This is a genomic window from Paenibacillus marchantiae, assembly GCF_028771845.1.
Taxonomy (GTDB): domain Bacteria; phylum Bacillota; class Bacilli; order Paenibacillales; family Paenibacillaceae; genus Paenibacillus; species Paenibacillus marchantiae.
Genome location: NZ_CP118270.1, coordinates 2,046,345 through 2,069,339, shown reverse-complemented (window position 1 = coordinate 2,069,339; position 22,995 = coordinate 2,046,345). Strand labels below are relative to the sequence as shown.

Below are 22,995 nucleotides of genomic sequence, written 5' to 3'. Positions count from 1 at the left end.
AAATAAGGAGAGTGAGATTACAGTAAAGGAGCCCGATGATGGAAATCAGCTATTTTTTACTCCCCAAAGCCGACGTGGCCTATATCAAGTCTTCCGCTTCGATGAAAGATGCGATCGAGCAGCTTGAATTGCAGCATTATACCGCCATTCCCGTGATTGACCAGGATGGAAAATATGTTGCCACCCTGTCCGAAGGCGATTTGTTATGGAAAATGCGGAGCACTCCCGGACTGACATTTGAGACGATGGATCAGGTCCAAGTGCATGAGATCGACAACCGTGTATATAATGAATGTGTCTTTATTAAGGCAGAAATGGAGGATATGCTGACGCTGGCAGCAGATCAAAACTTTGTGCCTGTGGTGGATGTGGACCGTGTGTTCCTCGGTATTATCCGTCGCAAGGATATTATTGAGTATTATACGCGCAACATCTCCGACTAAATTTGAAATGAATATATGCCTTTTGCTGATCACATTGGCAGAAGACTGAAGCAGAGATGACGAGTCCTTGGGGCAATATCACTAAGTTACTTAACTTAATGACATTGCACATTGAGCTCGTCATTTTTGTGTTTTCAGATAACATCCAAGCCCCACTTTCATCTTTGCGAAAAAAACAAATAAACATATTGCGCAAATTTCGACAAATAACTACAATAATTATTGTGATACGACAAAATTAACCATCAAAAATTGAACCAATGGCTCTATATTTAACGAGGTCCTATCTCTTTTTTCAGAATTTGTTCAGAATCGTTTAGTACAATGATCACATTCTTTTTATTCCGATAGGCGGCACTACTCAGAAAAATCAGGAAGAGGTATTCACTTGAACTACTTAAGTACACGCAACAAGATACTTGTCACAGCTACTGTGATTATGTCTTGTATTTACGTCATTTGGCGTACATTTTTCACCATTCCTTTTGGACATGGCCCTCTCGCCGTAACCGCAGGTCTTGCCCTCCTCATTGTCGAACTTATAGGTATGTTCGAACTGGCCGTCCATTTTTACAATATGACCCGGCTCGAATATCCCGAACTTCCCGTTGTTGACGAAGCCTTATATCCGGATGTGGATGTATTTATCGCAACTTATAATGAACCCACATCGCTTCTGTTCAAGACGATTAATGGCTGTCTGAACATGGATTATCCTGATCGCTCCAAAGTACATATCCATCTGTGTGATGACTCCAACCGCCCCGAGATGCGGGAACTGGCTGCTCATCTGGGCATTAACTACCTTACGCGAACAGAGCATGTACATGCCAAGGCGGGTAACCTGAACAATGCCATGAAGCATACGTCTTCCCCACTAATCGTCACCTTTGATGCAGACATGATTCCAAAACATGATTTTCTGACGTCGTGCGTTCCCTATTTTCTGACCGGAGAAAAAATTGGTTTTGTGCAAACACCACAGAGTTTCTATAATCCCGATCAGTTCCAGTACAATCTGTACTCCGAGAACCGGATACCGAATGAACAGGACTATTTCTATCGGGACGTACAAGTGGGACGCAACAAATCCAATTCCGTCATCTATGGCGGAACAAATACTGTACTCTCCAGACAGGCACTGGAAGACGTCGGCGGATTCTATACCGGTTCCATTACAGAGGATTTTGCCACTGGTATTGAAATGCAGAGCAAAGGGTATCGCTGCTTTGCTACCAATAAAGTACTGGCCTCCGGACTTGCTCCCGGTGATCTGAAAAGTCTGATCAAACAGCGTCAGCGCTGGGCGCGCGGTTGTATCCAGACAGGTAAAAAAATGAACCTTCTCTTCAAAAAAGGACTTAGTTTTGCGCAAAAACTGAACTACATTTCTTCCATTACCTACTGGTACTCCGGGTTAAAACGACTGCTGTACATCATGTCACCCATACTGTTTGCCGTGTTCGGCGTTCTGGTTGTGAAATGTACCATTCTGGAGATTCTCGTGTTCTGGTTGCCGATGTATCTGTTGACCAACACCTGTCTGCGAATGTTATCCGGCAATATTCGAACCACCAAATGGACCAATGTATATGAGACCATTCTGTTCCCTTCCCTTCTGCCCGCCGTCATTCTGGAAACTCTGGGCATCACGATGAACAAATTCGTCGTTACCCGCAAAGACGGTGCGCAAAATGATGATCGGAACTATCAGATTAAACAGATGATTCCTCATCTGATTCTGGCGGTACTATCCATTATCGGAATCGTGAATTGTATCCACTGGACATTTAGCCAGGGAACAATTGGTTTCCTCGTTGTACTGTATTGGTTATTGATTAATTTCTACAACATCATGATGTCGATCTTCTTTCTGGCTGGACGCAAAGTGTTCCGCATTCACGAGCGCTCAATGGCTGCTGTGGATTGCACGCTCACAACGGAAGGGGAGATCATCTCCTGCATCACTCACGATCTCTCGGAAGGCGGCATTTCCGTCATGCTGGATACACCGAAGTACATTCCAAGTGATCTGGAGATTGGCATTAAACTGGTAAATGACCGGTATTCAAGCGAGTTTACAGGCAAGGTGGCACATGTCGCTTCGATCGGAAACCGTTGGAAATATGCTTTTACCGTTAAGGATATCACGGAACAAGAGCAGCGCCAGCTGCTGCACATCATCTATGATCGCGAACCTACACTGCCTCAGAAGCTGGACAAGGATATCAGTACATTTGAAGATATTCGTCTGAATTTTGTACGTCGGGGTCAGAGTGAGTTCATGTCCAACCGAAAGCTGGCACGAATTGCGCTAAATCGCGAATTGCCAACGGCAGATCATGGAACCGTGACATTGATGGATTTCAACTATGAATTCGTCTTGGTGGAGATGGAGCCTCATGATTTGGTCAATGAGATCCAACTTCCGCTTAGCGAAGACATCTCACTGGAATGCGTGTGGGTGCAGTCCCTGCGTAACAAACGAGGCAATTTGTACCGCGTGACCAATATTCGAGATATTGCTCGCAACCATCAGATGCCAACCTTGGAAGCTCTGCTGAAACAGTGGAATAAGGAACATATCCAGTTGGATAAAACAGGCCCTGCATCCCAGGGCAAGAACAACATCTCTCCAGACGAACTGAACGAGATGGCTTATCTATAGAGGGGAGGCAAGAAAGCATGATCAAGAAGTGGAAACAACTGACACTTGTCGCCAGTCTTGTTGTGTTGTGGAACGTATATCCCATTCAGGCTGCTCAGGCAGAGCAGCTTAAGGTGAGTGGGAATACACTCCATGAATGGAACAACGGAGCTAAGGTAGACGCCAGCGTTGATAACAAAGGCAGTATCCAGATTAAGACCTCCACGCTGGGGCTCAAAAAAGGATACTATTCGGCCTACGTCTATGAGCTGCTGAATCGAGACTGGTCAAGCTATGGGGCTTTGACCTTCTCCATCCGCAATGAATCGGACCGAAAGCTGCCTCTTAATATCGTACTGACCCGAGCGGATAAAACTTCCCTTACTGTGTCTGATGATCGAAACGTCATCGTAGTCGAGAAATCAACCGGACAGGCTGAACTGGTTCGCCCGGTATCCGGCCTGATTGCATTAGAACCGGGATTTGTCGGACAGATTCGCATCCCCTTTTCCAGCCTAATGGTCCAGGACAAGGCCAGCACGGCAGCTCAGGTGAACTTGGGTAAAGTCATTGGCTGGGGTATTACAACCACAACTCCCGAAAACGCCAAGCTGAGCTTCCGCATCGGCAACATCAAGCCGTTGTCCAAGAAGCAAGCTGTGGTGGAGAATGGGCTCACCACCTTGCAAATGACCGGTGACGAACGTGTGGTGAAGCCTGTAGCCGGGGAATCCATTGCCCAATACGGTGTTGAATCCTCCTCAGAAGAAAAGCCCAATGTAAAATTCCAGCTCGACACCCCCGTGCAGGGAGTATCCATTACACCGGATGGACTGCTAACGCTTCATACCGATGTCGATGCTGAGCAAGCCACCATACGTGCACTTGTGAATGACAAATGGAATCTGACAACGACCGTCATGCTGGATCGCTCTTCGGCCATGAATGTTCAGGAGAAAGACGGAACGCCACGTTCTATTCCTGACCCATCTGAAGTTACCAAGGTACTCAGCCCTGCGGACCCACTGATGAAAACATCGGTGGGATGGTTTATTCGACTCTTGTTAACAGCTGCCGGAATCCATGGACTCGTCCTCTACTGGATGTGGAGAAGACAACGGAATACCCAGGGCGCCAGAAAACGACGTTCCCGGGATGATCGACAAGCACGGCGACCTTTTCGCATGTAAACGACCCTTGCAGACCAACTCGCATCCTGAGATGCGGGTGTCTGTCTGTTTTACTTGAGCATGTTGCATCACAATAGATACAACGTGCTCCCTTATATGATCCTCAAGGAGGAAAGGCAGTGCTCTTTTCCAGTGTAATCTTTCTATTTTATTTTCTGCCGCTTGTGCTGGGGCTGTATTACATACTGAGATTCTCGATTACGGCCAAAAACATGCTGCTGCTGGTTGCCAGCCTGTTCTTCTATGCATGGGGTGAACCGTGGTTTGTCCTCATCATGCTGGCCTCCATCTGTTTCAACTATATCTTCGCCCTGCTTGTGGACAAGTTCAGAGAACGACGGAATGCCGCTTACACCATCATTACGTTGATGCTTATCGTCAATCTGGGTATGCTGTTCGTCTTTAAATACATGGCTTTTGCACTGCGTATTGTGAATGAGAATACAAGCTTTGGCCTAAATATCCCGAATATTGCGTTACCGCTAGGGATCTCGTTCTTCACCTTCCACGGAATTTCCTACGTCATCGATGTGTATCGCGGACATGGTGCTGTGCAAAAAAATCTCTTTTATGTGGCGCTGTATATCTCCTTCTTCCCTCAGCTCGTTGCCGGACCGATTCTGCGCTATAACACGATTGCCGATCAGATGGTTAACCGAAAGGAAAGTTGGGACAAGTTCGCACTGGGCTGCTGCCGCTTCATTGTCGGTCTGGGTAAAAAGGTGCTGCTATCCAACAGCATGGCGATTGTCGCTGATCACATCTTTAGCATGGGTGGGACCTCAGATATTCCAGCAAGTCTGGCATGGCTTGGAGCCATCGCCTATACGTTGCAGATTTATTTTGATTTCTCAGGCTACTCCGATATGGCGATTGGTCTCGCCCTCATGTTCGGTTTCAAGTTCGAAGAGAACTTCAGATATCCGTATATCTCCCGCTCCATCACTGAATTTTGGCGCCGCTGGCATATCTCGCTGGGCACCTGGTTCAAGGAATATGTTTATTTCCCACTCGGGGGATCACGTGTCACCAACAAGGATAAAATGATTCGCAATCTGCTCATTGTCTGGGGACTGACTGGCGTGTGGCATGGTGCGGAGTGGACATTTGTAGTCTGGGGATTGATTAACTTCGCATTCATTGCGCTAGAGAAAATCTCTAACTTTGATAAAGGTACACGCTTCAACCCGCTGCGGCATCTCTATGCCATGTTTATTGTGGTCATCGGGTGGGTGATCTTCCGTTCACCGGATCTAATACAAGCTGGCAACTATCTGGGCAACATGTTTGGACTGTACGGTAATGGATTCTGGAGCGAAACGACCTGGATGTTCTTGAAGGAATACGCGCTCTTCTTCATTCTGGGAATTCTGTTCTGCATGCCGATTGCCACGCGAATGAACAAACTGATGGTTGACGGCGCACGTTTCAGCAAACCACTGGAACTGGTATATCCGGTTACGATCATCGTTTTGTTCCTGGTCTGTGTATCGTATCTGGTCAAAGGTACATACAATCCGTTTATTTATTTCAATTTCTGAGAGAAGGCACAAGCATGCACAACTTTTTTGCCAAAAAGAGAATCACGGCTTTCCTCTTCATTCTCGTGCTCGTGACATTCTCTGTTCTGAACATCATTCAATCCTTCGGGCCGATCCAAAAGACGCTGGCCTCAGCGGACTTCCATTATTCTGAAGCCAAAGAACTGATTCACGAACTGGATGACGACATTAATGAACATGTCTTCGATAAATTCGGCTTCGTGGAAGCGTATGGATATATGCAGTCACTCATGTGGAAGAACGAGGAGAACAACTTCGAGGTCGTAAAAGATATGGAGGGCAAGCTGCACTATACCTACTTCGCTACAGGGCCGACGGATACGAAAGATCTATCGGATCGGGTTGCTGCGCTGGGAGCACATTTGGACCCCAAAACAAAGCTGACCTATGTGATGACACCAGACAAATACGTACGTGGGTATACGCAGTTCCCGGAAGGCATTCCTTACAATTATAACAACGAAACCGCCGATGGCTTTCTGGCCAATCTCAAGCAGGATGGCATTGATACGGTGGATCTGCGCGAAGGGCTGTTGGAAAGTGGCATTCCGGCAAAGGATCTCTTTTTCACCACGGATCACCACTGGAAAATTAAAACCGCGTTCTGGGGCTTCGGCCAGCTCGTGAATCATCTAGACGGCATGTACGACAAGCCGCTGGACCCGGATCATTATTTCACGGACTTAAATAACTATAATGTGGTTCCGTATCAGGACATTTTCATTGGATCACAGGGTCGAAAAGCCGGGAAATACTTTGCTGGTGACGATGACTTTGACCTGATTTATCCGAAGTTCAAAACGGACTATTCCTTTTACTTCAAAACCGGCGAGACGGAAGCCACATTGAACGGCCGCTTTGAGGATGCTCTGCTTACGACCTATCCGCTGAATGTACAAGGAGCTACCTATGATCTAACCGCTGACAAGTACTTTACGTACCTGTACGGAAATCAGGGAATCGTTCATGTGGTGAACAAAGACAAACCGAACGGACTCAAGGTACTGTTCATCAAGGACTCTCTCGCAGTGCCGATGATCTCCTTCCTGTCGACTGTCGTGTCTGAGATTTATCTGATTGATCCACGGTATTATACGGGAGACATCATGGATTTCGCTAGCAAAACCGACCTGGATCACGTCTTTGTGTCCATATCGCCGCAGGATCTCGTAGATGAATTTTTCCCTTACGGATCGAAAGATTAACTTGGTGAAGGATCATACTTTACCACTACAGTGGCAGAACAATCTTCCGATCACTGTTATCCCCAGATTTCTTTTATCCCTTTTTATTAGGGAGAAATCCGGTGATAAAGGTGAACGCTTCGCTTCTCCAGATTCTTTCTGCCCCCTCCGTTCCGGTATGATCTTGTAGTCAAACACAAGAAATGGTACCCCACAGCCAATGATCTGGCAGACAGGGTACCCTTTTCTTTTTGTAATCCAATAGAATCAGTTTCGTTCACGCTTCGCCTTTTGTTCCTTATAATATTGCAAAACGTCACGCGGGCTGCCTTGAAACGCTCTTTCCTTGCCATATGCATACGCCAGATCCAAATTTGCAAAAGCCTCATCATGCTGCTCTAGCCTCATGCAGACTACACCCAGCTCAATCCACGGCCCGGTATTAATATCCGAACCTCGGGTTTGCAGTGCTAATTCAGCCCACGGCTTCGCCAGTGCGTACTGCTCCAAGTCCATATGTGCATTCACGTGACAGGAAGCGATCCAGCTTGCCATTTCCCAGTCGGTTTTCGTCTCGGGCAACATCCCCCATGCCTGATCATAATAGATCAGAGCTTGCTCATGCTGCTGCGTTTCATCGAGAACATTGCCTGCTTCTACTGTTTCGATAATTTGTCTCTCCAGTTCGGAATGCTCCGGTGTCAGATCCTTCACTCCGTAACCTCCTCCTCCAGCTCGAAATACCATTCCAGAAAGTTATTGAAGCTCGCCCACTGCGGTGTACTTTCACCGCTCAGGAAACGTTCGATCGACTCACCAAGCTCCACCAGAGCCACATCTCCCGTTTGACGGTTATAAAAGAACCCACCCTCTCCCTCAAAGCTGTCCAGTGGGATGTAGGCTTCTGGCAATCCCAATGTGAGTTGAGCCACCGTCATGTCCTCCACATAAACGGTGTTTTCCATAACCCAGCAGATCTGATAGATTTCCTGATGTCTGCTGTAAAAGGTCGGACCATCATCAGCATGCAAATAAAAATGTGCAAACTCAGATTCAAGATCAATACCCAGTTTACGTAAAGCTTCTTCATACTCTGCTGGCACATCTTCATGCCACCAGCCCTGATTTTGACAATAATCAATCACTTTATTGGATAACATATTAAGCCTCCTAATGAATCGAACATGCTGCAGCCATGATGAGTAAACCCTCTGGTACTATATAACGATATAACCTGGCCTGTTATGCGTTAAATCACGACAAAGGTTTAACAGGTATCCATACTTGAGGAGGAAGACCCTGACCTCGGTATACCTCAAGTTCCGGAATTCCCGCGTGCTTGTAAGGGGTCGCTCCGTACCATTCGCTCATAATATACTTCCACAACCGCTGTATCGCTTCTGGCGCCAATTCATCGGCTTCGAACACCATCCAGTGGGACGCGGGAATCTCTATTGAAAACAAACCCTCAGGCACTTCCCCGGAGTGTGAGGTTGCGATCCAATATTCCATTTGATCGCTGTGTAATTCCCTCTGATCTATACAAATGCCGACCAAACCGGAGACGGCCCCGTTATTAAACTCGTTTAAACGATCTTCTATTCCGTCCGCCAAAGCTTCCTGCCACATCTTTGGAATCTCTCTCAAATTCTCGCCATCCACACAAGAGAACGTTCTTTTGATGCCTACGAAAGTTAGGGACTGCTGTTCAATCAAGTTATCTTTCACATTCATGGAATGGGCTCCTTTCAGATCAAGTGCAGAACGATATGGAGTGTGGTTACCCATCACCCATTCATGAAATAATTGGTGAGCGCTGCTGGCATCCGGAGCCATGAAGAGATACGTTCCTTCCACCTCTCGGCGGCTCAGCTTGGAATCAAAAAGCTCCCGATCCTCTTCTTCATTCAAAACAATTCGGTACGTCCCATCTTCCTCTCGGAAACCGATCGCGTGCACATTCGTATTTTGTTTATAATATCCCAGCTGCAAAACGGCTGGTTGTTCTTCTGCCATTTCCCCTGTGGAGGCCGGATTTGAAAACTCCTCGTCAAATCTCTCTTCTTCCAGCACGATGCCCTTAAAGAAACCATCAACCACTCTGCCCAGACAATCCACCATGAGATTTGCATATTCATAGGGAAACTGTTGGATCTCGTACACATCCCGATCCGAATGATGCCATTGCAGATGCTCCATGATTTTGGAATACGTGAAGCTAACAGCGCTCGCCATTTCCCGATCCAACGGCTGGTCCGCGGTAAGACGGGTCAATTCCACAATACTGTTCACATACTTCCAGAATAACAACTGGTCGATGCGCGCTTCCTCGTGCAACATGTACAAAAAGGTATTCTCCTCCGCACGCGCATTGCGCAGCAGTTCCTGAAGCGATTGTTCCATATACAATATATCCTCCCGGGTTTTACTATAAATACTGTATCAAAAGAGCAAGACGATTGGAAATGGGTTCATGCATAACCAGCCTTAGTTTCCTTATTCTGGTGCAACTTTACCTTCATTCTTTCGTCTAATGATTAACTAACAACGAAGGAGATGACTATGCGAATAAGTTGCAGTCCCGGTTTCCCAGGGAACATGATTGGGTCAATTGATCTTCAACCTACCAAGTTTAATATGGGTGTTTCAAGCAACAGCGAGATTACTCATCACGTTAACGCTGAACTGATTGCCATTCCCTATATGGAAGATCCCGAATTCGGATCATACTTTGATGCGATGAAGATGATGAAGGGAACGTACCAGGAAGAGTTTCACGTAAGTTATGATGTGGAATTTACGATTGATGTGGATAAAAAGGGGTACATCACTCAGTTCGAGCATACCTTTGCACTGAATCGTTACCTTGATCTTGTACGGACACAGTCCTATAAAGTGATTAAGACGAATTGGAAAGCACGTTCCTTCCATGTCATGACCTACAGTTATATGGAGGAAGTGTGTAACCCGAACAACGTAATCTTCAAATGTAACCATGCAGATGATGTTTTCGTTGTAGCCGATCTTGTCCCCTATTCTATCGGTGGTGTTGTGGAACAGCCCCATCATCGCTACCTTCAGCTCCGTGCATTAATCTCGGCGAGAGACGATCTCTACCCGATCGACTATATGTGTGAGCCCAATTTTGATCTTAGCATCTAACCATAAGTCCTACATCATTTGAATACAGCAAAGAGCACAAAGCGTTCCTGACTTATCCGGATCACCTGTGCTCTTTTTGAATATAGGTTCTGTTTACCAAAAAAAATTAAATCTCAGGGGTGGTTACATGGATTTCCGAGAAGATACACGCGAAGAAAAAAGAGAACGTTTGAGACAAGAAGAATTAAAGGGAAACCCCATGGGTACGTTTGGTGATGGCATAAATCGTGCTCAATTTGGAAGCTTCTCAGATTTAGTTGGCGGGTTGGGATGGAAAGGCACTGGAATCCTCATTATATTATTGATGATAGGTTATGTAATTTATAAATTAGTGTTCTAGATAAGGATTGGGATAACTATGCATTCTTCGTTATTTGAATAAAATAAGCGTATTCAAAACTTTCTATCGAATACGCTTATTCATTTGCTGAAAATACTCAACCATTTAAGCACTCAAGTCTTTCTTTTCTTCCTTTGCCACCAGCTTCTTGTGCTCCCACTTCTCAATCCAACCCCCAACCCGGATGAAAAAGAAAGCTACCGCCATCGAAAAGGTCACAATTCCGTAGAAACCGGCGCCCGTGCCAATACCGACCCCACCTGCAAATAGGATCATTGCTGCAGATGTCAAACCTTTCACTTCAAATCCGGCCTTCATAATGAGTCCTGCTCCGAGAAAGCCAAGGCCCGAGACGATTTGAGCCGCCAGACGCATTGGGTCCATCATCGTTCGGTTATGCAGCTGTCCGTACACTTCAACACTCTCAATGGATACGATTGTAATGAGCGCAGAAGCGACAGTGACAAATGTATACGTCTTTACGCCTGCCGGTTTGTTCTTATGGGTTCGATCGAATCCGATTAACAGCCCAAGCACAGCACTGATCAGAATTCGAACATAATATTCAAAAGGTACAGAGTTGCCCATCCAGGATGTAAACGTTATCATATTTAACCTCACGACATCCGAAACTCATTCTTGCTAATTCTTGATCGAGGAACAAGAGTTTCTTTCTATGATTTTGCTAGGCACAATCTTGTTATTCTCGTACGATCCCTCTAGAATACCCAGCTTATGCATAAGCAACCTTACCGACTGAACACCCAGCTCAGATGGTTGCAAATCCATTCCCGTCAAAGAAGGTCTTACTTGGTGCATCATGGACTGATCACCGCAGATGACAAACAATGAGATATCTTCTGGCACACGCAGACCCGCGTCGTTGATGGCATTAAGGGCGCTAAATGCAGTACGATCGTCGTCTGCAATAATGGCCGTAACCCTCCCCATGGGATTCTTCACATTATGAAGTGTCTCATCATAGCCGTATTTAATATACTTGTCTGAATGAATACCTGGTTTGTAATGGATCATTCCGGGCTGGATCGTCACACCATGCTCCTGCAGTACCCGGACGAACTCTTCCGACCGCTCAATGGAAACCGTCATCTGCTCTCCGGCGTTCAGAAACATGATGTTCCGATGCCCCAGTCCAAGCAAATAATCACAAATATCGCGCATAACCTGTTTATTATCGTTATTGACGGTAGAAACAGCCTGAAGTCCCTTGTTAATGATTTTGCCGATCGTAACAAACGGAATGTCATGCTGATACAGCAGATTGATCCGGTCATCCTCTTCTGTAGGCCCCAGCACAATAGCCCCGTCAATAGGATAGCTCGCAAGTGAGGGTGTCTTCACCTCTTCGGCAGCAATCATATCCAGAAGCACCCGATATCCATAATTGGAAGCTTCCAGAATGACACCATTGATAAACTGATTATGGAACACGCTGAAAAAGAATTTGCCGTGCGGAATCGTAAGCCCGATCGCCATTGTTTTCTTGGTGACCAAGCTTCTTGCAATATGATTCGGCACGTAATTCAATTCCTTCGAAATTTGCAGTACTTTCTCGGTTACCTTTTTGCTCGTCGGCCTTTTCTGGCTGAATACGTTGGATACCGTTCCCTTGGATACACCCGCCAGACGGGCTACATCATCAATCTTTGCCATTAGGAACAACCTCTCCTCAACACTAGTTCGATTTCGTGCTCGCGAGTTCAAAGATGACTGATGGTATCGTCAGGTTCATGTCGTTGGTTAGGATGTCCTGGAGTGCATCTCATCCTCAGTCTCGATTGGAACGCCGCGAAGCTGAAGCTGCTCTGCATAATGACAGGCAGCAAAATGATTATATCCTACTTCACGGAGTTCAGGAACGTGCTGGATGCATTTATCCGTCTTATACGAGCATCGGGGATGAAAATGACAGCCGCTTGGCGGATTGGCCGGATTCGGTACTTCCCCCTCCAGTATAATTCGTTCTTTTTTAAAATCCGGATTCGGTTGGGGCACGGCTGACATTAGCGCCTCCGTATAGGGATGCTGAGGATTCGAGAACAATGATTCCGTTGTCGCCAGTTCCACAATTCTGCCCAGATGCATAACTGCTACCCGGTCGGAAATGTTCTGTACGATGGAAAGATCATGCGAGATGAAGATATATGTGATCTTTAATTGCTCCTGCAAATCTTTGAGCAGGTTGATAATCTGAGCCTGAATCGATACATCCAGCGCAGAGACCGCTTCATCACAGACAATCAGTCTGGGTTGTGTAATCAGCGCACGCGCAATGGCTATCCGCTGCCGCTGTCCTCCCGAAAATGCATGTGGGTAACGTTTCAGGTAACCTACATTCAGACCTGTTTTCTCGGCAATCTCCATCACTTTCGCTTCTACCTCAGCCCTGCTCAGCTTAAAGTTCGCAATCAGCGGTTCGGCGATAATATCGAATACGCTCATCCGGGGGCTGAGTGAGGAATACGGGTCTTGAAAAATCATCTGGATATCCTTGCGATATGCTTTGATCTCTTTGCCCTTCAAGTTTAGGTAATTCACTTCTTTTCCATCTTCCGCATGATAGACTACACTGCCTGAAGAAGCATCCACACCTCTAACGATACAGCGTCCGAGCGTCGTTTTTCCACATCCAGATTCCCCGACAATACTGAGCGTCTCCCCTTCAAGGAGTTCAAATGAAATTTCATTCAAAATATGAATGGGTTTAGGCTTTTTGAACAGGGCTTTTTTGGATTTGACCTGAAAGCTTTTGTTCAGGTTGAGGACTTCAAGAATGGGTTTGGTCATTATGCTTCTCCTTCTCTCTGGTCCGCGTACAAGAAACATCTGACCATATGCTGGTCGGAAATCGCGGTTTTCGGTACAACTTGTTGATTACATACGCCTTCAATTCTGTCCTTGCAGCGATCATAGAATCCGCACATTGGAGGCATGTTAATCGGCATCGGAACGGAACCTTCGATGGAATCCAGCCGTTTGCTTTTATTCCCTCCCAGTCTAGGCATCGATTTAAGTAACCCTTTCGTGTAGGGATGCTTCGGATTGTTGAAGATTTCCCTCATTGGAGCCTGCTCAACAATTCTTCCGAGGTACATCACCGCAACCTCATCACACATCTCGGCGATAATACCCAGATCATGGGTCACCAGCAGAATGGCCATGCCAAACTCCGCCTGCAGGCTTTTCATAAGTTCGAGTACCTGAGCCTGAATGGTCACATCGAGCGCTGTCGTGGGCTCATCCGCAATCAGAATTTCGGGGTTACAGGACAATGCCATGGAGATCATCGCCCGCTGACGCATCCCTCCCGAGAATTCATGTGGATATTGATCGAAACGCTTGGCCTGATCGGAAATCCCGACTTTGCTAAGCATCTCTAACGCGATTCTTTTGGCCTCTTTCTTATTCCTCGTCTGATGAATTCGGATCGCTTCCATGATTTGATTCCCGATGGTATACATCGGTGAGAAGGCCGTCATCGGCTCCTGAAAGATCATCGAGATTTTGCGGCCACGGATGGAGCGGATCTGCTTGCCCGTCGGCTTAAGAGACAAAAGATTCAGACCATGGAGAGTCGATTCCGAGTCGGAATTGTAAGTGATTGTTCCACTCGTTTCACATTCCTTGGGATTGATGCTGATGATCGATCGACTTGTCAGGCTTTTGCCGCAGCCCGATTCCCCCACAAGCCCAAGGGTTTTGCCTTTGTATATATTGAAGTCGACTCCATCCACGGCATTCATGACGCCATTTTCCATCTGAATCCGAATCTTCAGGTCTTGAACGGACAGTAAAGGTTGCTCCTTCTCAACAGCTTGAGTTGCCATGCTATCCCCTCGCTTGCCTAGTATTTGGACAATTATTTTTTGTACGGATCAGCCGCGTCGCGCAAACCATCGCCGATGAAGTTATAGGTCAATACAGTCAGAATGACAAAAGCGAGTGGAATGAGCTTCCATGGATACAGGGCCACATTTTCAATTTTTTGGGCTTCCTGAAGCAGCACACCCCAACTGGTTGCCGGCGAACGAACGCCCAGACCGAGAAAGCTCATAGCCGTCTCACCCAGAATCATGCTCGGAATCGCCAGGGTTGTCGCCACGACTAAATAACTCATGAAGCCTGGCAGCAGATGTTTGACAATAATCTTTGCGTCTCCTACACCAGCGATCTTTGCAGCGATTACATAATCTTCATTCTTCAACGAAATGAACTTGCCTCTGACCACCCGTGCCAGATCCGTCCAGCCAATAAATGCGAAGATGATCACGATGTATAAATACATGGTCACGACCGGAATACGTGGCGGAATTGCAGCGGATAGTGCCATCCACAACGGCAGCGTCGGAAAGGAACGTATGATTTCGATGATGCGCTGTATCATGGAATCAATCCAGCCGCCAAAATAACCGGAGATGCCTCCAATAATCAAACCCAGAATAAAGCTAATGCCTACGCCGACCAGCGGGATGCTTAGTGAGATTTGACTGCCCAGCACGATCCGGGAGAACAGGTCACGCCCCATACCGTCCGTACCCAGCAGGAATATCCGCCCAGGCTCATCTACAGCGAACAAATGCGTCGACATGGGGATCAGACCAAGAAACTTATATTCTTCTCCCTTTACAAAGAACTTGAAGAAATGCTTTTTTTCGGTATCCGGGACAAACATTTTACGCAATGTTTCGGGGTCACGCTCGCTCTTCAATTCATATACAAACGGCTTGATGTGAAACTTGCCGTCCGCATCAACGAATCGAAGTCCCATTGGCGGGGCATTCACATATTTGCTGTCATAGCTTTGCAGCCCATACGGCGCGATTAACTGTGCGAACAGTGCGATGATGTAAAATGCGCCCAGAATGTACATGCTGATCCGGGCCAACTTGTGTTTCTTGAATTTCTGATATATCAGCCGCCACTGCGAGCTGTATACAGTTTCTTTTGGTGCTGCTGTAACTGGGACTGCCGGCCTTTGACCTTTAAATAACGGTAGTGGTCTCATCATTAGGATCCTCTGAACTCTGTACGTATTTTGGGATCAAGCCAAGCCAGCAAAATATCGGAAATCAATGTTCCGAGAACCGTCAGCAAAGCCATGATCAATAAAAAGGTTCCAGCAAGATACATGTCCTGACCGAGCAATGCATTATGCATAACTGGCCCTTGAATCGGCAGGTTCAATACGATTGCTGTAATGGTAGCGCCGGTAAAGATGGAGGACAGTGACCAGCCAAAGGTACTCACAATAGGATTCAAGGCTGCACGTGTCGGATACTTGAACAGGATTTGCATCTCTGATAAGCCCTTGGCGCGGGCAGTAATAACATTCGGTTTGTTCAACTCATCGAGCATTTGTCCGCGCATGATCCGAATCAGATCCGCAGTACCCGAAAGTCCGATAACAATAACCGGAATCACCATATGCTGCATTAAGTCTTTTACCTTGTCCATGGACCACGGCGCATTCACGTATTCGTTGGAGAATAAGCCGAGCAATGGATTACCGAACCACTTATAGGAAAAGAACATGAGAATAATGGCTAACAAAAAGTTGGGCGTTGCCATTCCGATAAAGCTCAGGCCGGAGAAGAAATAATCGCCCGCAGAATACTGCTTTACCGCCGTGTAGATCCCAACCGGAATCGCGATTATATAATGGAAAGCCATTGTCACCAGCGAGACGACCAGAGTCAGTCCCATATACTGCTGGATCACCGCCATCACCGGTTTGTTGTAGTTGAATGAGAAACCAAAGTCTCCATGCAGAATGATTTTCTTTACCCAAACGAAGTATTGTTCATAGATTGGCCGATCGAGCCCCAGATTCGCCCGCATGTCATCCATCTCAGCCTGGGTCATGATATCGCCGGAAGCGGACATCTTGGCCGAGTAGGAGGATACGTAATCGCCAGGTGGCAATTGAATAATGTAGAAGACGATAAAGGAGATCACAACAACAACAGGAATGGCCAACAGGATTCGTTTTAAAATGTATTCAAGCATCTATTCCTCTCCTCTGCACCGCGTGAATGATACAAAAGGAAACAATAGCAAGGATAAATCCCTTCCTCACTATTGTTTACCTGAATGCTTCACCAGCTATTGCTTGATGAAAAATTGTGCCGGATGGCCTTGACCCAGCGAGCGATACTCATCGGACCAGATAAGATCCGTAGGGATGTTATGAATTTTATTCGAGGCTGTAATCAGCACCGGAGTTGGTCCCGCATATCCGATTACCCACTGATTCTTCTGGTGCAGTTTCACGATCTCATTGCTATACTGATTGATTTCATCCAGTGTCTTGCTTGCTTTCACTTTTTCCCAATACTCAAGGATTTTAGCGACATCCCCTTCAGGTTTGACACCTTCCTTGCCGCCAGATTGACTGTATAAGCCGTAATGGCCGAACCATGGTGTGATCACACGGAGCGGAACCATGGTATCCGGTCGGAAGGCTACGTTGACGACAGAAATATTCTCGGTAGTCATCGGAATCTTGTTGGCATATTTCATATCAAAATGAGTGCCTCCGTCAACCACTTTCAGGTTCGTTCGCAGACCCATATCCTCGTAGTATTTCTTAAGCAATTCAAGGAAAGGTGCTGTATCGGTTGTGCTCTCAATCACCGTGAGTGTCAACTCAGAACCATCAGGGTTCAGACGGAAGTTGTCTTTATCCCGCTTGTTCAAACCTAACTCGTCAAGAATTTGGTTAGCGCGTTCAGGATCGTATTCCGCCCACTGCTGGGCCCACCCTTCCTGATAGCCCATTACGCCTTCCGGTACAGAAGCTTGAATCGGTTCTCCCAGCCCACTGGTCACAATCTCAGACACCTGGTTACGATCCACCCCAATGGAGAGTGCTTCCCTGAACTTGATGTCCTGGAAGAGTTTGCGGAGATTCGGATCTTCCGTAGTCTGGTTTAACTGTACTCCCGCGCTGGACCAAGCTGGTTGTGTCCAAGGGATGATACGGTAGTCACCTTTTTTCTCATTCTCTTTCAGTACCGTGAAGTCTTTGGAATCAAAGATCACCAGGTTGTAATCACCGGCAAGCGTTCCAAGGACCTTTTGGCTCGGATCTTGAATCTTAGTCGCTACAATCCGGTCAATATACGGAAGCTGTTTACCTTCTTTATCTGTTTTCCAGTAGTACGGGTTGCGCTCCATGACAAACTGATCGCCATTAGGATCATTGGTTGGAACCCATGCCCGGAGTGTAGGAATCTGGTAGTGCAGCCAATCCGTATACCCGGTTTCCATCAAGAATACTTTGGGATCTTCATAGCCCCATTGCTTCGTAATCTCCAATGTTTTGGCATCCCCTACGAACTCAGGAAGAATGGTTTTGTGAAAGTGTGCAGGAGCGAAGAACCACTTGTTATCGATGGCCACACGTTCCAGAAAGAGCACACTTGGATATTTGTGAGTTACGGTAAACGTGTAGTCATCTACCTTCTTCACTTCAGCCAACGCTCTATCCCCGGTAACAGGGTCAACGGAATAATAAGCGTCATAGATCTTTTTACCAAAGGTCTCTTTGGTCAACATATGCTCCCAATAAAAGAGAACATCATCCGCTGTGAAAGGAACACCATCGGACCATTTCATGCCTTCCCGCAAATGGATGGTGAACACGGTGGAATCATCATTCACTTCATAGCTCTTGGCTACGTTTGGCTCAACCTTGTTTCCTTCCTTGTTGAAACGAAACAGTGCTTCCTCTGTCGGTTGGCCTATCCCCCACTTATCAGGAACACCAGTCCAAGGCATGTTCCAATCCCCACCATATTGCCCGATTTCCTCGACGACCTCTTCAACCATAATGTCTTTGGAAGCTGGCAGGCGCTCAGCCAGGGCAGGCAATTTACCTTCATCGACAAGCTTTGCCAGCATCGGGGCTTCTTTGGCACTGTTGTCCGTAACAACAGGTTCTTTCACTGTAGATTCCTCATTTTCGTTGTTAGACGAAGATGCAGAGCATCCCCCTAGTAATGTCGTGATTAGGACAAGAACAATTAACAAGTTGCTTTTCCTTTTCAAGCTAAACCCCTCCACGTTTGGATTTGCCATTAACTTGCCTGAATATGCTCTGGTTGGCGCTCACCTCCCTAACGAAATAAACCCTTTATGTACAGATGTAGATACAATTAAACCGGTTTAATTTTTATGCAATAGAGGTTCTCAATCGGGAAAACATCTCATAGAATTAAACCGGTTTAATTGACATATAAGAAAATGTAAACGCTTTATTTGTATATAATACATGGATGACTACGTTCAAGCAATAGGGATTTCACAAAAAAATTCTGTTTTTTCAAATTCATTTCAGAAACAGTTCCGAACAGTTCAGATCTGCTCAAACAGCATCCTCACTCACAAATCCAAGTATAGATTCCAATTGTACTAGGATTATTATCCGATCATCAATTTTTGGTAAAATTCTACATCAACTTCTCTTATTTGCGGTTTGCAGCTGTATTTAGTCGAAAGCGGAATTTGGCATCCTCGCCGTACCACATTGGGAAATTGGTGCCCCAGATATTGTTATGCAGATTAAATTGCCATCCGGATTCAAGCGAAACAAACGAGTTGTCGAATTGCAGCAATCTTCTCTGTCCAGGTGCGACCAAAGCGGAATCCAGTGCTTCAATAGAGGCCTGACCATCTGTGCCCTCATAGAATACTCCCTTGTCTACAGCATGCAGATTGCGGTTGCCATCTTTTACAACATTCAACGGAGAGATTCGTCCTCCAAGCTTGTCCATCATCCACAGATTGGGGTTATCCACCTTCAGTCCGCATCCAAACCAACTGGCCTCTGGAAGACGATTCGCTTCTTTTCCAAACCATTGCAAGCTAACCTCTACCACTCCTGCCTGTGAAAACGTATATACCAGTTCCAGTTCCTTGGGTGCTCCGTACAATTCATGACTTTCTGTTGGCATGGACAACCGGAACCCATACGTATCGCTATGAGCATTGCCTGACTTGTGCATATCGGTCACGATTGGCAAGTACACCTGATGGCTTGGCAGTGGGCGCACAAATTCAAAGCCAGGTTTGTTGAAGTCGGCATCCGCCCAAGGATGTGTCACAGGCAGGTTCTGCATATAGGTACGGAAATACCTGTCGTAATCCTCCGTCCCGAAGGTTTCATAGGCATAGGCTCCGAACGGATGCTTCGCGTCCACCCAATTCTTTCCCTTCTCGTCCGTCAGCTGAATCAGTGCACCATTGTTATTGAAGGCCAGCCGGTATCCACCACTGCTATAAACTTGATGACTTACCGCAGATACATTACCGGAAAACACACTTTTAACTGGATTTAGTTGTTCAAAAGCTTGCCGCGCTTCCTTCTGCTTGTCATCACTCAGGCACGCCACAGCCGTGTCCAAATATCCCCGCTGTTCCGCCCAAGAGCTCTCTATCATGGAATAGGTACGACGGCTCGTCTCCGAAGAGAACATTCCGCTGGAATGACTGTCGAACTCATCCATGGCGAAGGCACCGATATATTGAAATTTTGCAGGGATATCCTCCACATCGACGTCGTTCATTTCCCGTGCACGGTTGAAGTCAGGCTTGGCATAATTCCGGAAATCCGGAAGCCATTTCTTCACATCAAGCCCCCACGTATGCTCCACAACCAGCAGCATGGCATCACTCATGCCTTTATATTCAGCGCTTGCCGGATCGATCCGGCCTTCGGTCAGCCACTTGTCTCTTAACCGCTGCAACTGGCGGAATCGGGCTATTTTAAGCGGGTCAGTACCGCCTCCGTGAATCCAAGTATCCCCGAGCTCTTCACATACAACAGGTAATTGGTCCCGAACCTGATCAAGGTGCACTGCAAATGCATCAAGAGACGACGCCATAATCTCTGCATCGGGGTATCGTTCCTGGATATGCTGGAATTGTTCACGAATCTCTTCTGCGCTTGGCGGTCCGCAATTGTCGCCCGTATGGGCAAACAACAAGATATCATCGATACCTTCAATTTCGACTGCCTCTCCGTAGGTGTCCGCATAATTGACAATGATCTCACTGCCATCCGCTGCCTGCCATCTGAACAGTTTAGGCACATCCGGGCGCATGGAAGCTGGATTAACCCCAAGATGCATATACCGGATACCCACTTCATTCATCAAAGGCACCATAGACAGGGTATGACCGGGTACATCCGTCATTTTTGCTGCAATGGTCGTTTTGCCAAATTGTTTATCCAGTTCCAGTCCAATGGACAATCCGTAGCGAAATAATGAGGGGTCCATCAGCTCGGTATGCGTCGTGAACGGTAATCCATGCCATACAATATGACCTTTGCGGATCGCTTGTTCCATAGCCTGTTTACCCTCTCCGGACGCATGATTCAGATAATGACGGATCAGCCAGGAACCCGTGGTCCATATGAACTGCTCTCGTCCTCCCTCTGCTTCCAACTGCGCGGACAAAGCGATAGCTTTGGGTACGTACTCTTCCATGTACTGCTTTACGACGTTCTCCGCCAAGTGCGTAAATCCGATATCCAGGTGAGTTTTAAAAACAACATGTACTTTTTTACGGTTAGTCATGGTTGTCTGAGCCTCCGTTGTTAGATTCACAGTTAATACTGTTTATATGAACAATAAGCATGGAAGACCCGCTTCATGTGAAAGCGAGTCCCCTCGTTAATTATCGTCTAATCTAAAATAACATCATTCGTTAATGCGCCTTTTTCCTGCGGTCCTGTTGGTCCCCCTGCAAGTAGAGGCTGACCAAAGAAGGAGCCTTGGGACGGATTTCCGAATCTATAGACAGACAAGCTGTTCGGATTACTGTAATCCCTGTCCAGCCATGATGGCCAAGCATTACCCAGACCATTACCTGTTCGAGTATTCGGATAATACTGAAAAGCCTGGATATTGTTCCAGGTATCCCATGCCGTTCCCTGATTCGTCACATCAATCAACTGGGTTACGACGAGTTCCTGATAGACATGATTGCCAGGATCTTTCCACATCCCATGGGAACCAAACGCGGAATACGCAACAGGATGTGTATTGTTTACTTTGTCCACTTCACCCCAGGAGTAGGTTGTACCGAAAGAATGCGCGCCATAGTAAACTTGAACCGGCTTCACATAGTTACTGTTCTGATCAGTGAACTTGGCCAATCTGACCGTGACCCGCTCCCAGTCTCCGACATGATCTCCCACTTCCGTGCCAAACACCGTTTTCCCAAGATCATAGGGACTGAACTGGAAATATACCAGATCGACGTTGTTATACTCCTTCTCCACCCAAAACGCATAGATCGGCGCATTAGCCAGATCGCCCGTAAAATAAGGTAGTTTCAGGGTATATGGATTCAATTCCGTTTTGGTCTTAAATTCATACAAACCTGAACCTGGATTCACATAGCGATCCACATGCGGCAGGGTATGTTCTACCGAGGACGGGAAATAAACTTCGCCTTGGGCAAACCAGATTTTAGGAGCAAAGGTTTGCAATATTTCACGCTTGGCTGTGTCACTGTAATCGTTACCCGGAACGGCAACCGAGGTGGCATCGAGCGGCGAGATGGCCTCAACCTTCAGGCTCGATACCGAATCATTGATATCTCCGCCAACATAGATCGCATCTGCGGTCAGAACCTTGGAATATCCAGCGAAATTGTAGTCTTTGTACAATGTGACCTTATACCCTGGGGCTACCCGGAGTGCGGAGATGGCATCATTACCTACTCCAGCCTTCAGTTCATCCACATTATAGCTGCCGATATCAAACTGCTGCTCAAAACCTCCATAAGGCGAATTGGAATATGCGATAACTGGTTTATTGGGGCCTCCGATCTTCTCTACTTTCAGACTGGAAGTCGCGTCGTTAAAATCATCAAGCCATCCCGCATCGCCGGTCAGGGTTTTGGTGTCACCGGAGAAATCCTTGTCACGATACAGGGTCAATCGATATCCCGGAGCTACCTTTACCGAAGATATTTTGTCGTTACCAACCACGTTAAGCTGATTCACATTGAACTGGCCAATCCCAAACGGTTGGGAGCTGCCTCCAAAATCTCCATCCTGGTAAACCGTTACGGCGTTGTCCTCTTCCGCCTGCGCGGGCTGCGCCAATGGAAAGAAAAGAGATACTGCCAAGAACGAAGCTGCAAGCAAGGATTTGATTGTCATATTCGGGCTCCTCTTCGAATAATGATTTCGATTATTGCCAACGTTCGTACGTTACATTTCTTTTGGCTCTGCAGGTCATTTCCCAGGATGTATGGTAGCGCTTTCCGGAATATCCTCCCTTCATCCTTGAAAGATAAGTGGCATATCTTCACACTAATATATGTCATTGACATATACAATGATATAAATGTAAATTTTTCTCTAAATAAACTTCATATAATTACTATTATTTACATTATATTTGCATAAAACGGTAACAAGCATAACAAAT

Annotated in this window: 19 protein-coding genes; 7 read left to right on the top strand and 12 right to left on the bottom strand. The window is 46.6% G+C overall.

The features are described 5' to 3' along the window. Positions 1 to 38: 38 nt before the first annotated feature. The 5 genes from PTQ21_RS09485 (at position 39) to PTQ21_RS09465 (ending at position 7,047) form a co-directional block, all read left to right on the top strand. A complete protein-coding gene (locus PTQ21_RS09485) occupies positions 39 to 443 on the top strand; it encodes a CBS domain-containing protein (RefSeq protein ID WP_063567168.1) in 405 nt (134 codons plus the stop codon). A gap of 388 nt (positions 444 to 831) precedes the next feature. Beyond that, positions 832 to 3,111 carry a glycosyltransferase gene (locus PTQ21_RS09480; RefSeq protein ID WP_274569644.1) on the top strand — a complete coding sequence of 760 codons (2,280 nt, stop codon included), beginning with the start codon at positions 832 to 834 and terminating at the stop codon, positions 3,109 to 3,111. A gap of 17 nt (positions 3,112 to 3,128) precedes the next feature. Next, positions 3,129 to 4,280 carry a hypothetical protein gene (locus tag PTQ21_RS09475; RefSeq protein WP_063567167.1) on the top strand — a complete coding sequence of 384 codons (1,152 nt, stop codon included), beginning with the start codon at positions 3,129 to 3,131 and terminating at the stop codon, positions 4,278 to 4,280. Between the two features lie 119 nt (positions 4,281 to 4,399). Beyond that, positions 4,400 to 5,821: an MBOAT family O-acyltransferase gene (locus PTQ21_RS09470; protein WP_274569643.1), complete on the top strand. Its 1,422-nt coding sequence runs from the start codon at positions 4,400 to 4,402 to the stop codon at positions 5,819 to 5,821. Between the two features lie 14 nt (positions 5,822 to 5,835). After that, positions 5,836 to 7,047, top strand: coding sequence for an alginate O-acetyltransferase AlgX-related protein (locus PTQ21_RS09465; RefSeq protein ID WP_064642129.1), 1,212 nt, complete (start codon positions 5,836 to 5,838; stop codon positions 7,045 to 7,047). Between the two features lie 246 nt (positions 7,048 to 7,293). Here PTQ21_RS09465 and PTQ21_RS09460 read toward each other — a convergent pair whose 3' ends face one another. From PTQ21_RS09460 to PTQ21_RS09450, 3 genes are all read right to left on the bottom strand, one after another. Continuing rightward, positions 7,294 to 7,740, bottom strand: coding sequence for a hypothetical protein (locus PTQ21_RS09460; RefSeq protein WP_274569641.1), 447 nt, complete (start codon positions 7,738 to 7,740; stop codon positions 7,294 to 7,296). Next, a complete protein-coding gene (locus tag PTQ21_RS09455; protein ID WP_269054475.1) occupies positions 7,737 to 8,186 on the bottom strand; it encodes a hypothetical protein in 450 nt (149 codons plus the stop codon). Before PTQ21_RS09455 ends, PTQ21_RS09460 begins: the two co-directional genes overlap by 4 nt. A gap of 94 nt (positions 8,187 to 8,280) precedes the next feature. After that, positions 8,281 to 9,429, bottom strand: a complete 1,149-nt coding sequence (locus tag PTQ21_RS09450) for an effector binding domain-containing protein (RefSeq protein WP_274569640.1) — start codon at positions 9,427 to 9,429, stop codon at positions 8,281 to 8,283. Between the two features lie 195 nt (positions 9,430 to 9,624). On the opposite strand from PTQ21_RS09450, the gene PTQ21_RS09445 reads away from it, so the two are divergent. After that, positions 9,625 to 10,188, top strand: coding sequence for a hypothetical protein (locus PTQ21_RS09445; protein ID WP_143806609.1), 564 nt, complete (start codon positions 9,625 to 9,627; stop codon positions 10,186 to 10,188). A gap of 127 nt (positions 10,189 to 10,315) precedes the next feature. Next, positions 10,316 to 10,528: a DUF6366 family protein gene (locus PTQ21_RS09440; RefSeq protein WP_063567161.1), complete on the top strand. Its 213-nt coding sequence runs from the start codon at positions 10,316 to 10,318 to the stop codon at positions 10,526 to 10,528. Between the two features lie 105 nt (positions 10,529 to 10,633). Here PTQ21_RS09440 and PTQ21_RS09435 read toward each other — a convergent pair whose 3' ends face one another. From PTQ21_RS09435 to PTQ21_RS09395, 9 genes are all read right to left on the bottom strand, one after another. After that, positions 10,634 to 11,137 carry an MgtC/SapB family protein gene (locus PTQ21_RS09435; RefSeq protein ID WP_079697238.1) on the bottom strand — a complete coding sequence of 168 codons (504 nt, stop codon included), beginning with the start codon at positions 11,135 to 11,137 and terminating at the stop codon, positions 10,634 to 10,636. Positions 11,138 to 11,170: 33 nt separating this feature from the next. Then, positions 11,171 to 12,202 carry a LacI family DNA-binding transcriptional regulator gene (locus tag PTQ21_RS09430; RefSeq protein WP_274569638.1) on the bottom strand — a complete coding sequence of 344 codons (1,032 nt, stop codon included), beginning with the start codon at positions 12,200 to 12,202 and terminating at the stop codon, positions 11,171 to 11,173. Between the two features lie 87 nt (positions 12,203 to 12,289). Beyond that, positions 12,290 to 13,336: an ABC transporter ATP-binding protein gene (locus PTQ21_RS09425; protein ID WP_274569637.1), complete on the bottom strand. Its 1,047-nt coding sequence runs from the start codon at positions 13,334 to 13,336 to the stop codon at positions 12,290 to 12,292. After that, a complete protein-coding gene (locus PTQ21_RS09420; RefSeq protein WP_063567158.1) occupies positions 13,336 to 14,376 on the bottom strand; it encodes an ABC transporter ATP-binding protein in 1,041 nt (346 codons plus the stop codon). The genes PTQ21_RS09425 and PTQ21_RS09420 overlap by 1 nt, the downstream gene beginning before the upstream one ends. Positions 14,377 to 14,408: 32 nt before the next feature. Beyond that, positions 14,409 to 15,557 (bottom strand): ABC transporter permease, encoded by a 1,149-nt coding sequence (locus PTQ21_RS09415; RefSeq protein ID WP_256863769.1) that lies wholly within the window; start codon positions 15,555 to 15,557, stop codon positions 14,409 to 14,411. Further along, positions 15,557 to 16,555, bottom strand: a complete 999-nt coding sequence (locus PTQ21_RS09410) for an ABC transporter permease (RefSeq protein WP_113055665.1) — start codon at positions 16,553 to 16,555, stop codon at positions 15,557 to 15,559. Before PTQ21_RS09410 ends, PTQ21_RS09415 begins: the two co-directional genes overlap by 1 nt. 96 nt (positions 16,556 to 16,651) lie before the next feature. Then, positions 16,652 to 18,598 (bottom strand): ABC transporter substrate-binding protein, encoded by a 1,947-nt coding sequence (locus PTQ21_RS09405; RefSeq protein WP_244552241.1) that lies wholly within the window; start codon positions 18,596 to 18,598, stop codon positions 16,652 to 16,654. A 416-nt stretch (positions 18,599 to 19,014) separates the two neighbouring features. Continuing rightward, complete coding sequence (locus tag PTQ21_RS09400) at positions 19,015 to 21,129, bottom strand: DUF5054 domain-containing protein (protein WP_274569632.1); 2,115 nt, start codon at positions 21,127 to 21,129, stop codon at positions 19,015 to 19,017. Positions 21,130 to 21,236: 107 nt separating this feature from the next. Then, positions 21,237 to 22,724 carry a Vps62-related protein gene (locus PTQ21_RS09395; protein ID WP_274569630.1) on the bottom strand — a complete coding sequence of 496 codons (1,488 nt, stop codon included), beginning with the start codon at positions 22,722 to 22,724 and terminating at the stop codon, positions 21,237 to 21,239. Positions 22,725 to 22,995: the final 271 nt, after the last annotated feature.

Coding starts and splice junctions, on each gene's coding strand:
- PTQ21_RS09415 (WP_256863769.1), bottom strand. CDS start 15,557: ATGATGAGACCACTACCGTTATTTAAAGGTCAAAGGCCGGCAGTCCCA.
- PTQ21_RS09425 (WP_274569637.1), bottom strand. CDS start 13,336: ATGACCAAACCCATTCTTGAAGTCCTCAACCTGAACAAAAGCTTTCAG.
- PTQ21_RS09395 (WP_274569630.1), bottom strand. CDS start 22,724: ATGACAATCAAATCCTTGCTTGCAGCTTCGTTCTTGGCAGTATCTCTT.
- PTQ21_RS09475 (WP_063567167.1), top strand. CDS start 3,129: ATGATCAAGAAGTGGAAACAACTGACACTTGTCGCCAGTCTTGTTGTG.
- PTQ21_RS09455 (WP_269054475.1), bottom strand. CDS start 8,186: ATGTTATCCAATAAAGTGATTGATTATTGTCAAAATCAGGGCTGGTGG.
- PTQ21_RS09450 (WP_274569640.1), bottom strand. CDS start 9,429: ATGGAACAATCGCTTCAGGAACTGCTGCGCAATGCGCGTGCGGAGGAG.
- PTQ21_RS09435 (WP_079697238.1), bottom strand. CDS start 11,137: ATGATAACGTTTACATCCTGGATGGGCAACTCTGTACCTTTTGAATAT.
- PTQ21_RS09430 (WP_274569638.1), bottom strand. CDS start 12,202: ATGGCAAAGATTGATGATGTAGCCCGTCTGGCGGGTGTATCCAAGGGA.
- PTQ21_RS09445 (WP_143806609.1), top strand. CDS start 9,625: ATGATTGGGTCAATTGATCTTCAACCTACCAAGTTTAATATGGGTGTT.
- PTQ21_RS09400 (WP_274569632.1), bottom strand. CDS start 21,129: ATGACTAACCGTAAAAAAGTACATGTTGTTTTTAAAACTCACCTGGAT.
- PTQ21_RS09440 (WP_063567161.1), top strand. CDS start 10,316: ATGGATTTCCGAGAAGATACACGCGAAGAAAAAAGAGAACGTTTGAGA.
- PTQ21_RS09485 (WP_063567168.1), top strand. CDS start 39: ATGGAAATCAGCTATTTTTTACTCCCCAAAGCCGACGTGGCCTATATC.
- PTQ21_RS09410 (WP_113055665.1), bottom strand. CDS start 16,555: ATGCTTGAATACATTTTAAAACGAATCCTGTTGGCCATTCCTGTTGTT.
- PTQ21_RS09465 (WP_064642129.1), top strand. CDS start 5,836: ATGCACAACTTTTTTGCCAAAAAGAGAATCACGGCTTTCCTCTTCATT.
- PTQ21_RS09420 (WP_063567158.1), bottom strand. CDS start 14,376: ATGGCAACTCAAGCTGTTGAGAAGGAGCAACCTTTACTGTCCGTTCAA.